Here is an 11,782-nt window from a genome sequence, read left to right as displayed (position 1 = left end):
CGGTCAGAGGCGGTGGCCGCACTCCGGCCAGGCGCGTTTCCAGTCGCCCGCCAGCCGCTGGTAGAGGAGCTGGGCCCGGTAGGTCTGCTCGGCCTCCGGCCAGTCGACCGGCCGCTTCTCCCCGCCGACCGCGAGCCACATCTTCAGCCCGAACCCGTAGAGCCCTCCCGGCGCCGACTTGGCGTCGTTCCCCGACACGCATCGCGCCAGCGCCTCCCAGTTCAGCGCGGCCACGTCGGCCGAGATCGGGATCGTGTGGGGCGGCAGGCCGGGGGTCACCCGGATCACCGTGTCCTCGGGCGGGAAGGTCGACAGGCCGGGCGAGACCTTGTCGCCCTCGCCGAGTTCGACGTTCGACTCCTCCAGGACCTCTTTCACGGTCCGGCCGGTCGTCGTGGTCTCGATGCGCATGCTGCCGGCCACGATCGTCACCTTGCGCTGGGACCGCGCGTCGAGCTCGAACCCCTCGACCGGGATCTGCCGCAGCCGGGTCGTCGAGAGCTGGAGCTTGTTGGGGTTCATCTTGAGCTCTACGAGGGCGTCCTGGACGTTGAGCGCCGTCGTCAGATGGGTGCTGGAGGTCCCGTCGAGGTTGAGCGTCAGCGGGCGGGCGTGCCTCACCACGATCGTCATGTCGTCGCCGATCTCGGCCGACGGCGGGGGCGAGACCATGTCGCCCCTCTCGTAGGGCACCCCGGCGGCCTTCAACGCCCCCCGCACGTCGGCCGCGAACGAGCGGTGGGTGGTCAGCTTGCCGTCGACGTCGAGGGTGATCTCGCGCGCCAGCCCGACCCCGATGACCACGCCGACCGAGATCCCCAGCGCGGCGGCGCACAACACGGCCAGCCACGGACGGACCAGCGCCCTCAACCGGGACGGCGTCTCAGCGGGTTTCTCGACCGGATGTTCCCAGCCCGACAGTTGGCTGCCCGTGTCACGCGCGGGGCTCTCCAACGTCGGGGAATACACGGATGCGTCCTTCCGGAAGCGCCATGGTCAACTCACACCGTACCGTGACATCCCATTACCAATCACCGAAAACGCGCGGACCGTTCGCATTGATGATCTCCGCCAGCGCCTCGGGGGCCGTGTCCTTCACCTCCGCGATGCGGCGCAGCGTCAGCGGGATCAGGTAGGGCGCGTTGGGCTTGCCCCGGTGGGGAGTCGGCGGCAGGTAGGGCGCGTCGGTCTCGACCAGGATCAGCTCGGCGGGCGCGACCTTCGCGGCCTCGCGCAGGTAGCCGGCGTTCTTGTAGGTGACCGGGCCCGAGAACGACAGGTAGTAGCCCGCCCTGACGCAGCGCTCGGCCATCTCGGCATCGCCCGAGTAGCTGTGGAAGACCACCACGTCGGGGGCGCCCACCTCGTCGAGCACGTCGAGGACCGCGTCGTGGGCGTCGCGGTCGTGGATGACCAGCGCCTTCCCGGTGCGCTTGGCGATCTCGATGTGCGCCCGGAACGAGGCGTGCTGGTCGTCTTTGGACGCCCAGTCGCGGAAGAAGTCGAGGCCGGTCTCGCCGACGGCCCGCACGTGCGGGAGCCGGGCCAGTTCCTCGATGCGGTCGAGCACCTCGGGGGTCGCCGCGTGGGCCTCGTTGGGGTGGATCGCCACGCCGGCGTAGACGCCCTCGTGGTCGCGGGCGATCTCGGCGCCCCACTCGGAGGAGCGCAGGTCGTAGCCGATCGTGACCAGGCGCGTCACCCCGACGGACCTGGCCTCCTCGACGATGCGGTCGACACTCGCCCCGGCCGCCTGCGCGGCCAGGGCGACGGGATCGCCGGACGACGCCTTGCGCTCCCCGACCATGATGTCGAGATGGCAGTGGCTGTCGAACACCTCGGCGCCGAGCGCCTCGGGGAACGGGACCGACATCACTTGCCTTCCAGGCGGCCCAGTTCCTCGTCGACCACCTTCTGGTCGAGCTTGGCGAACAGCGGCTTCGGCGGCGCCAGGGGGGTGCCCGACTGAACGGGCCGGTGCTCCCACTTCGCCGCGCCCTCGTAGGAGCCGGTGATGACGGGGTAGGAGCGCCCGCCCGGCTCGTCGACCTCGCGGATCTCCGGCATGCCGGACCAGACGCCCTGGCCTCCCAGCATCTCGTGGATCTTGTTGGAGGAGTTCGGCAGGAACGGGGTGAGCAGCGTCTTGGCGTCGTCGACGATCTGGAGCGCCACGTGGAGGATGGTGCCCTGACGGACCGGGTCGTCCTTGATCTTCCAGGGCTCCTGCTCGGCCAGGTAGCGGTTGGCCTCGCGCACCACGTCGAACGCCTCGGTGACCGCGTTCTTGAACCGCGACCGCCCGAGCTCGGCTCCGACCGCCGGGAAGGCGGCCTTCGACCGCTCGAGGAGCGCCCGGTCGGCGTCGGTGAGGTCGACCGCGTCGGGGATCTTCCCGAAGTTCTTGGACGCCATCGAGATCGACCGGTTGACCAGGTTGCCCCAGGCCGCGACGAGCTCGCCGTTGTTGCGGTTGACGAACTCCTGCCAGGTGAAGTCGGTGTCCTGGTTCTCGGGGCCGGCCACCGCGATGTAGTAGCGCAGCGCGTCGGCCGAGTAGCGCTCCAGGAAGTCGCGGACGTAGATCACGACCGACCGCGAGGAGGAGAACTTCTTCCCCTCCATGGTCAGGAACTCGCTCGACACCACCTCGGAGGGCAGGTCGAGCCGCCCCAGCGACCCGGCCGCCCCACCCCGGGCGCCCTCTCCGTTGTAGCCGAGCAGCATCGCCGGCCAGATCTCGGAGTGGAAGACGATGTTGTCCTTGCCCATGAAGTAGTAGCCGCGGGCGTTGGGGTTCTGCCACCAGGCCCGCCACGCGTCGGGGTCGCCCGACCGGCGGGCCCACTCGACCGAGGCGCTCAGGTAGCCGATGACCGCGTCGAACCAGACGTAGAGGCGCTTGTCGTTGCGGTCGCTCCAGCCGTCGAGCGGGATCGGCACCCCCCAGTCGAGGTCACGGCTGATCGCGCGCGGCTGCAGGTCGCCCAGCAGGTTGAGCGAGAACTTCAGCACGTTGGGCCGCCACTCGCCCTGCTTGCCCTGCAGCCAGGTGCCGAGCGCGTCGGCGAAGGCGGGCAGGTCGAGCATGAAGTGTTCGGTCTCGATGAACTTCGGCGTCTCGCCGTTGATGCGCGACTTGGGGTTGATCAGGTCGATCGGGTCGAGCTGGTTGCCGCAGTTGTCACACTGGTCGCCGCGCGCGCCGTCGTAGCCGCAGATGGGGCAGGTGCCCTCGATGTAGCGGTCGGGGAGAGTGCGGCCGGTGGACGGGGAGACCGCGCCCATCGTGGTCTTCGGGAAGATGTAGCCGTTCTTGTGGAGCCCGAGGAAGATCTCCTGGGCGACGGCGTAGTGGTTGAGCGTGGTCGTGCGGGTGAACAGGTCGTAGGAGAGCCCGAGGGCCGTCAGGTCTTCGGCGATGACCCGGTTGTAGCGGTCGGCGAGCTCCCGGGCGGTGACGCCCTCCTTGTCGGCCTGGACCTGGATCGGCGTGCCGTGCTCGTCGGTGCCGGACACCATCAGCACCTTGTTGCCCGCCATCCGCTGGTAGCGGCTGAAGACGTCGGACGGCACGCCGAACCCGGAGACGTGCCCGATGTGGCGTGGCCCGTTGGCGTAGGGCCACGCGACGGCGGTCAAGATGTGCTGAGACATGCCTCCAAGCCTAGAGGCATCCGACTACAGCGTCGGCTGCTTATTGACGGCCTCGGCGGCCTCCTCGGCGGCCGAGGCGGCGATGTCGACCGGGGTCTCGCGCGAACGGCGGATGCCCAGGATCGAGATGAACAAAGAGGCGAAGATCGTCTGGAAGCTCATGATGAAGGCGGTCGCCGACGGCACGACCAGACGCAGCGACTCGGCCGGGATCAGCTCGCCGAAGCCCCTGCCGCCCCAGTGGGCGAGCGAGGCCACCAGGCCGACCAGACCGGCGACGGCCAGCAGGCCGCCGATGATGAGGCCGCGTTCCAGGGTGACGATGTCGATCAGTTTCCTGATGCGCGGCGACTCGGGCAGGAAGCCCTCCTCGGCGGCGTACACCTTGGTGAACAGGGCGAACAGGACCGCTTGGAAGCCGATCACCACCATCGCCGACGCGCCGACGAGGGTGTCGACGTCGAAGGCGAGCTGGCCGATGTAGACCGGGCCGAAGGTCAGGGCGGTGCCGACGACCAGACCGAAGATCATCAGGGCCAGGCCCGGGATGAAGAACAACCAGCGGGGGCTGTAGAGGAGCAGGAAGCGCAGGTGGCGCCAGCCGTCGCGCCAGGAGCGCAGGTGGGGCGGGCGGGAGCGGCCGTCGGGCGACAGGGTGGTCGGCACCTCGCGCACGTCGAGGCCCTGCAGGGTGGCCTTGACGACCATCTCGGAGGCGAACTCCATGCCCCCGGTCTGGAGCCCCAGCTTGAGGATGGAGTCGCGCCGGAACCCGCGCAGGCCGCAGTGGAAGTCGCCGATCGCGCTCGGGAAGAACAGCCGGCCCACGAACGACAGGACCGGGTTGCCCAGGTAACGGTGGAGCGGGGGCATGGCGCCGGGGGCGATGCCGCCCTTGAAGCGGTTGCCCATGACGAGCTCGCCGCCCTTGCGCAGCTCCTCGACGAACGGCATCAGGTTGGTGAAGTCGTAGGAGTCGTCGGCGTCGCCCATGATCACGTATTTGCCGCGCGCGGCGCGGATGCCGCCGATCAGGGCGTTGCCGTAGCCCTTCTGGTCGATGTGCACGACCCGGGCGCCGGCGTCGCGGGCGAGCTGCTGCGAGCCGTCGGTGCTGCCGTTGTCGGCGATCACCACCTCGCCGTCGATCCCGTTCTCGCGCATGCAGGCCAGGGCCTTGGTTACGCACACCTCCACGGTCTCCGCCTCGTTGAGGCACGGCATGACCACTGTCAGTTCCACGTTCGTTACCCCTGCCGTTTACACCTGTGATCGCCGGTCAGTAATCAGACCATGATGCCGTCTGCCCCGAGGGGGGCGGGTCAAGTCCCGAAAACCCCTGGCATTCTGTAACCATGGTCGCGGTCGCGGAACCCGCCGTCACAGGCGCCCCCCAGGTCACCTGGAAGGAGCGTCTCGTCGTCACGCTGCGCAATCATCGCTGGTTCGCCGCCGCGCTCGCGGCCGGCGCGCTCCTGCGGCTCGTCACGATGCTCGGCTTCGGCCCGGCGATGTGGTTCAACGACTCCTACGACTACGTGTCGGTCGCGCTCCACCCGAGGCCCCACCCGATCAGGCCGGATGGCTACGCCTTCTGGCTCCTGCTGCTCCGACCCTTTCACAGCTTCAGCCTCGTTGTCCTCACGCAACACCTGATGGGCCTGGCGACGGCCGGGCTGATCTATGCGCTGCTGGTCAAAAGGTTCGCCATGGCGGGGTGGGCCGCGACGCTGGCCACCGTGCCGGTGCTGTTCGACGCCTACCAGATCCAGCTCGAACAGCTGATCATGAGCGACGCCATGTTCACCCTGCTGGTCACCGGGGTGATCGTGCTGGTGCTCTGGCACCGCTCGATGACCTGGAAGGTCGGCGCGGCCGTCGGCGGGCTGCTCGCGCTGACCGCGCTGACCCGCAGCATCGGGCTGCCGATCCTGGCGCTCGTGGTGGCGTTCATGCTGATCAAGCGGGTCGGCTGGAAGCCGATCGCGGCCATGCTGGTCGCCTGCGTGATCCCGGTCATCGGCTACATGGGCTGGTTCAAGGCGGTCAACGGCCCTTTCGCGATGACCCAGAGCGACGGCGTGATCCTCTACATGCGCACCGCCCTGTTCGCCGACTGCGACAAGATGGGCCTCGACCCGCGCGACGACCTCGACCTGGCGCTGCTGTGCATCAACACGCCGGTGGCCGAGCGCGAGAAGTCGGCGCAGGCCTATCTCTGGTGGGACAACGAGAACCAGCTCCACGTCTTCGGCGCGGGCCGCAAGTTCGACGCCGAGACCAACCAGATCGCCAGCGAGTTCGCCAAACGCGCGATCATGGCCCAGCCGCTCGACTACCTGGCCGCCATCGCGAAGGACTTCTTCCGCGCCTTCCAGTGGGGCCGCCCGGTCTTCCCCGACAACAAGACCTTCGGCCTCTACGAGTTCAGCAACAACACCACCACGAAGCTCCCCCAGTGGAGCTCCTACCGGGGCACGACCAACGGCGACGCCACCCGCTACGAGAACGGCGAGGCGGCCACCGTCAAGGTCGCCCCGTTCTCCACGTTCATGATGAGCTACCAGTCGGTGGTGCGGCTGCCCGGCACGGTCCTCGGCCTGCTGCTGCTGGCCGGGCTGGTGGGCGTGGTGCAGCGCTGGCGCACCCTGGGCGGGCCGGTGCTGCTGCCGTTCCTGGGGGCGGCCGGGCTGGTGCTGGCCCCGGCGGCCACCGCCGAGTTCGACTACCGCTACCTGCTCCCGGCCGTCCCGCTGGCCTGCCTGGCGGCGGCGATCGCGCTGCGGCAGGTGCGGTTCGGCAGGAGGCGCACCGGAGAACCGCTGGCGGCCGAACCGGTCGTCTCCTAAGCGGAGTGCACCGCGTTGTAGAGGTCGCGCTTCGACACGCCCGCGTCGCGGGCGACGTCGCTGATCGCCTGTTTGCGGGTCACCCCGGTGGCCTCCAGGCGGGCCACCTCGCCGATCAGGTCGCCGACGGAGACCTCCCTCGGCGCCGCCCCGGCCACCACGATCGTGATCTCGCCCTTGGCCTCGGGCGCCCACGCGGCCAGTTCGGCGAGCGTGCCGCGCCGCACCTCTTCATAGGTCTTCGTCAGCTCACGGCACACCGCGGCGGCCCGGTCGGCGCCGAACGCCTCGGCCATGGCCAGCAGTGAGGCCTCCAGCCGGTGGGGCGCCTCGAAGAACACCATGGTGCGCTCCTCGTCGGCGAGCTTCTCCAGCCGACGTCCGCGATCACCGGCCTTGCGGGGCGGGAAACCCTCGAAGCAGAACCGGTCGCTGGGCAGGCCCGAGACGGCCAGGGCGGTCGTGACGGCCGACGGCCCGGCCAGGGCGGTCACCCGCACCCCGGCCTCGACCGCGAGCCGGGTCAGCCGGTAGCCGGGGTCGGACACGCCCGGCATGCCGGCGTCGGTGATGACCAGCACCTTCTGCCCGTCGAGCAGGTGCCCCAGGAGTTCGCGGGCGCGGGCGGCCTCGTTCTGGTCGTAGTAGGAGACGATCCGGCCGGTGATCTCGGCGTCGAGGTCGCCGGCCAGGCGGCGCAGCCGCCGGGTGTCCTCGGCGGCGATCACGTCGGCGCTCTCCAGGGCGGCCCGCAGCCGCGGAGAGGCGTCGCCCGGCTGCCCGATGGGGGCCCCGGCCAGCACGAGGGTTCCGTAGTCCGTCACCCCTCAAGTATGAAAGCTTCACGCAGGTGTTCGTCGGCCGTGCCTCCGGCACGGCGGTCCTCGCGCCCTGGTCCGACGGCGGCGCTCCGCCGGTCCAGGCGTCGGCGCGGTGCGGCGTTCTGCGGCGTTCCGCGTTCCCGCCGTGTCTTCGACGCGGCGGCGAATCCCGTGGGCCCGCCGCCGGGGTTCCGTCGGTCCGGCGGCGGCGCGTCGCGGGGTCAGGAATCGGGGTGTACGTCGTGTTCGTGACGGCGTGTCGCCAGTAGTGTGTCGCCGTGGCCGTGACAGATTTTGCTGACAAGGCGCCCGAACAGCCCGAGCCGAAGGAGCCGCAGCTCTCCGTGCGCGAACGGCTGCTGCCCCCGATGCCGGGCGACGGGCTGTGGGCCTGGCTCGGCCCCGCCCTCATCGCCCTGTTCGGCGGGTTCCTGCGGTTCGACCGCCTCGAGGTGCCGAAGGCGGTGGTCTTCGACGAGACCTACTACGCCAAAGACGCCTGGTCGACGCTGAAATTCGGCGTGGAGACCCAGTTCCTCGACGGCGACGCGGCCAACCAGGCGATGTTGCGCGGCGACGACAACATCTTCAAGGTGTGTCAGAACGTCGTCGACTGCGGCTCCTACGTCGTCCACCCGCCGCTCGGCAAGTGGATGATCGCCCTCGGCGAGTGGATGTTCGGGCTGAACCCCTTCGGCTGGCGGTTCGCCGCCGCGCTGGTCGGCACGATCTCGATCTTCCTGCTGGCCCGGCTGGCCCGCCGGATGACCCGCTCGACCGTCCTGGGCTGCCTGGCCGGGTTCCTGCTGGCGGTCGACGGCCTCCACTTCGTGTTGTCGCGCACGGCCCTGCTCGACATCTTCCTGATGTTCTGGTTGCTGGCCGGGTTCGCCTGCCTGGTCGTCGACCGCGACAAGTCACGCGAGCGGCTGGCCGACTGGTACGAGAACTCCCCCGTCAGCGATCTGGGCCCCAAGCTGGGCCTGCGCCCGTGGCGGCTGGCCGCCGGGTTGTGCCTGGGGGCCGCGCTGGCCACCAAGTGGACCGGCATCCTGTTCATCGCGGCGTTCGGGATCATGACCGTCCTGTGGGACCTGGGCGCCCGCCGCGCGGTCGGGCTGCGCCGCCCGGTGCTGGCGACCCTGAAGCTCGACGTGCCGCTCGCGTTCGCCTGGGTGGCGATCGTGTCTCTGGTCGTGTACGTCGTCTCGTTCGCCGGCTGGTTCGCGGGTGAACGCGGCTACGGCCGCAACTGGGCCGAGGCCACGACGGGCGGCTGGCAGAACTTCGTGTTCAGCTCGATGCGGTCGTGGATCGACTACCAGACCCAGATCCTGTCGTTCCACACCGGCCTGGCCACCACCCACCCCTACCAGTCGCAACCGTGGCAGTGGCCGCTGCTCACCCGCCCGGTCGCGTTCTTCTACGAGTCGCCCTCGGGCTGCGGCGCCGACAGCTGCTCGTGGGCCGTGCTCGGCACCGGCACCCCGATCATCTGGTACGCCGGTCTCGCCGCCCTCATCGCCATGATCGCCTGGTACGTCGCCACCCGCGACTGGCGGGCCGGGGCGGTCCTGCTGGGCTACGCGGCGGGCTGGTTGCCCTGGTTCTACTTCGCCTGGGCCGACAACCGCACGATGTTCCTCTTCTACGCCATCCCGATGGTGCCGTTCATGATCTTGGCCATCGTGCTGGCGGCGGGCCTGCTCATCGGCCCGGCCACGGCCCCGTTGCAGCGCCGCCGCGCCGGCGCGATCGCGGTCGGCGTGTTCGCGCTGCTGTCGCTGCTGAACTTCTGGTGGCTCTATCCGGTCCTGTCGGCCGAGCTCCTGCCGTACCAGGACTGGTATGACCGGATGTTGTTCAAGAAGGGCTGGATCTGACCTCTGGCGGGGCGGTCCGTATCGTGAGTCACTAGGGGGGTGGTCCCGAGTGTCTCTCGGTCGTCGTCAACGGTGGGTGCCATACGGCAGACTGCGGGTCATGCCCGCACCTGACGTGGCGGCCCTCCTCGCCGAGCTGGAGCGAGCCGAGCCGGATGTCGCCGACTCGGCTCGTGTCGCCGTGGAGTGGCTCACCGGCGGTGAGGCCCTTGAGACGATCAGCCAGCTCGACGTCTGCGAGTTCCTCTGGTACGCCCTCCCGATCAAGGTGACGGGCGACCGCCACGGGATCGCCCGCGCCCTCGGGCGCCTGTTCGAGCTGGGCGGCATGGAGCGATATGCCGCCCTCTGCGACTCGCCCACCACGACCCGCATCCTGCGCGTCTACGCCCGCGACGGCGAGGAGGCCGGCACCGCCGCCTACCAGGAGGCCGTGGAGGCGACCGGGGTGCTCCCTCCCGACGTCCCGGAGCTCAGTTGGAGCTCCATCATGGGTCCGGAGGAACTGGGCGCCCACGTGGCCTGTGCGGCGGCCCTCGAACTGGCCCTGGTGTCGGGCGAGTTGCCGCAGCCCGGCGGCAAGACGTTCCTGAAGGGCCGCCTCGACCTCACCCGGCGCTGGCTGAACAGCCCGCGCCCGGAACTCGGCGGTGACTGCTGGCTCCACCGCGTCCACGGCGAACGCCTCAACCGGTGGGTGCTCGGCCGGGGCCGGGCCCGCCGCGAGCTCGCCCAGCCGTTCGAGGTGCGGCTGCACGCGCCCGTCCCGGCGCCCGAGGAGCCCCATCTGGCCTCGTTGTGGTGGCTGCTCGACTGGGCCGAGACCGGCGGCGTGCCGCTGACCCAGAAGTTCAACATCGCCCGCGCCCTGGTGGTCGAGTCGGTCGAGCTGTTCGGCTGGGACACGCTGACCTCGGGAACCGTCCGGGGCGAGGCCGACGTGCCGACCCTGACGATGCTCCGCGAGATCATGATGGGCGAGCTGAAGGCGGTCCGGCGGACCGGCCGCAAACTCGTGCTGACCTCGCGCGGCCGGAAACTGGCCGACAACCCCGATCTCCTCTGGACGGCCGTCACGGCCACCCTGCTGACCCCGGCCAAGGGCGAACACGACTTCGAGGTGTCCATCCGCGAGTCGGCGCTGATGCTGCTGGCCGACGGGGCGGCGTACAGCTATCCCGACCTGTGCGAGAGCGTCGCCGAGGTGGTCAACGGCGAGGGCTGGCGCTCGGCGGCCGGCGCCCAGGTGAGCGCCCGCGACCTGGGCGGCCCGATGGGCGAGTTCCAGCGCCGCCTCGACGCGCTCGACCTGCGCGTGTCGTGTGACTGGCGGTCGACCTGGCAGCTCACGCCGGTGGGCCAGGCGGCGGCGCTGTCGGCGCTGCGCACCCAGGCTCTGCGGCCCCGGCGGTATGCGGGGCTCGGCTGAAACTGGGGCGTTCCCGCCCGCTCAGGGCACCGCCGCCAGGAAGAGGTAGCTGCCGCAGAGCGCGAGGTGCACCCCCGCCTGCAGCAACGTCGCCCGCCCCAGCAGGACGGTGAGCGTGCCGACGACGGCCGTGAGCATCAGCAGCACGATGTGCACCGCGCCCAGCCCGAGCGTGAGGGGCCCGGTCAGCCAGATCGAGGCGACCGCGATGGTCGGGATGGTCAGCCCGATGCTGGCCATGGCCGATCCGAGCGCGAGGTTGAAGCTGATCTGCGTGCGGTCGCGCCGTGCGTTGCGGGCGGCGGCGAGGGTCTCCGGCAGCAGCACCAGCAGCGCGATCACCACGCCGACCACCGAGGGCGGCAGCCCCGCGAAGGCGACGGCGTCCTCGATGCTCTTCGACTCGACCTTCGCCAGCCCGACCACCGCGACCAGCGCCAGGATCAGCAGCCCGAGGCTGATCAGGGCCGTCTTCGCGGACGGGGTCCAGGTGTGGCGTTCGTCGTCCCCTTCGGGCACGAAGTAGTCCCGGTGCCGCACGCTCTGGACGAAGACGAACAAGACGTACAGCCCGAAAGAGACCACGGCGGCGAAGACGAGCTGCGGGCCCGAGAACTCCGGCCCGGGGTTGCTGGTCGTGAACGTCGGCAGCACCAGCGACAACGTCGCCAGCGTGATGACGGTGGCCAGCGCCGCACCGGTCCCCTCGGGCTTGAACGGCGCGGTCCCCCTCTTCAGTGCCGAGACCAGCAGCGACAACCCCACGATGCCGTTGCAGGTGATCATCACCGCGGCGAACACGGTGTCGCGGGCCAGCGTGGCCACCCCGGGACCGCCCGAGAGCATCAGCGTGACGATCAGCCCGACCTCGATGACGGTGACCGCCACCGCCAGGATCAGCGACCCGAACGGCTCCCCCACCCGATGCGCGACCACCTCGGCGTGGTGCACGGCCGCCAGCACACTCGCGGCCAGCAGCAACACGATCACGACCTCGACGAGCACGGGCAGCCCCCGCCCCCACACGAGGACGAGCGCCAGCATGGCGACGGCCGGGACGATCGACGCGGTCCACCTCAACCGGGTGTTCATCGCACCCCCCGCGACGACTGCGAAGAGTGAGGAGAACGGTCGACACGATCA

At 70.1% G+C, this 11,782-nt stretch carries 9 protein-coding genes; 3 read left to right on the top strand and 6 right to left on the bottom strand.

The genetic code is table 11. The features are described 5' to 3' along the window. Window positions 1–3 precede the first annotated feature (3 nt). The 4 genes from QSK34_RS33470 to QSK34_RS33455 are packed head-to-tail and all read right to left on the bottom strand — an operon-like array spanning window position 4 to window position 4,899. Window positions 4–969: a ubiquitin-like domain-containing protein gene (locus tag QSK34_RS33470; RefSeq protein WP_285590219.1), complete on the bottom strand. Its 966-nt coding sequence runs from the start codon at window positions 967–969 to the stop codon at window positions 4–6. A gap of 55 nt (window positions 970–1,024) precedes the next feature. Beyond that, complete coding sequence (locus QSK34_RS33465; protein WP_285590217.1) at window positions 1,025–1,873, bottom strand: TatD family hydrolase; 849 nt, start codon at window positions 1,871–1,873, stop codon at window positions 1,025–1,027. Beyond that, a complete protein-coding gene (gene metG, locus QSK34_RS33460; RefSeq protein WP_285590215.1) occupies window positions 1,873–3,657 on the bottom strand; it encodes a methionine--tRNA ligase in 1,785 nt (594 codons plus the stop codon). The genes QSK34_RS33465 and metG overlap by 1 nt, the downstream gene beginning before the upstream one ends. A gap of 24 nt (window positions 3,658–3,681) precedes the next feature. After that, the gene (locus tag QSK34_RS33455) at window positions 3,682–4,899 is read right to left on the bottom strand and encodes a glycosyltransferase (protein ID WP_285590213.1); all 1,218 of its coding nucleotides are present in this window, start codon (window positions 4,897–4,899) and stop codon (window positions 3,682–3,684) included. A 113-nt stretch (window positions 4,900–5,012) separates the two neighbouring features. On the opposite strand from QSK34_RS33455, the gene QSK34_RS33450 reads away from it, so the two are divergent. After that, window positions 5,013–6,506, top strand: coding sequence for a hypothetical protein (locus QSK34_RS33450; protein ID WP_285590185.1), 1,494 nt, complete (start codon window positions 5,013–5,015; stop codon window positions 6,504–6,506). Here QSK34_RS33450 and rsmI read toward each other — a convergent pair. Next, window positions 6,503–7,330, bottom strand: a complete 828-nt coding sequence (rsmI, locus tag QSK34_RS33445) for a 16S rRNA (cytidine(1402)-2'-O)-methyltransferase (protein WP_285590183.1) — start codon at window positions 7,328–7,330, stop codon at window positions 6,503–6,505. The genes QSK34_RS33450 and rsmI overlap by 4 nt on opposite strands. A gap of 275 nt (window positions 7,331–7,605) precedes the next feature. Here rsmI and QSK34_RS33440 point away from each other — a divergent pair, with 275 nt between their 5' ends. Continuing rightward, complete coding sequence (locus tag QSK34_RS33440) at window positions 7,606–9,210, top strand: dolichyl-phosphate-mannose--protein mannosyltransferase (protein ID WP_502875558.1); 1,605 nt, start codon at window positions 7,606–7,608, stop codon at window positions 9,208–9,210. Window positions 9,211–9,310: 100 nt separating this feature from the next. Then, window positions 9,311–10,639: a hypothetical protein gene (locus QSK34_RS33435; RefSeq protein ID WP_285590181.1), complete on the top strand. Its 1,329-nt coding sequence runs from the start codon at window positions 9,311–9,313 to the stop codon at window positions 10,637–10,639. 21 nt (window positions 10,640–10,660) lie between these two features. Here QSK34_RS33435 and QSK34_RS33430 read toward each other — a convergent pair whose 3' ends face one another. Beyond that, window positions 10,661–11,731 carry a calcium:cation antiporter gene (locus QSK34_RS33430; RefSeq protein ID WP_285590179.1) on the bottom strand — a complete coding sequence of 357 codons (1,071 nt, stop codon included), beginning with the start codon at window positions 11,729–11,731 and terminating at the stop codon, window positions 10,661–10,663. Between the last annotated feature and the right edge of the window lie 51 nt (window positions 11,732–11,782).

It is taken from the genome of Herbidospora sp. NBRC 101105 (assembly GCF_030269205.1).
GTDB classification, from domain to species: Bacteria; Actinomycetota; Actinomycetes; order Streptosporangiales; family Streptosporangiaceae; genus Herbidospora; species Herbidospora solisilvae.
This window is presented reverse-complemented; position numbering and strand designations above follow the sequence as displayed.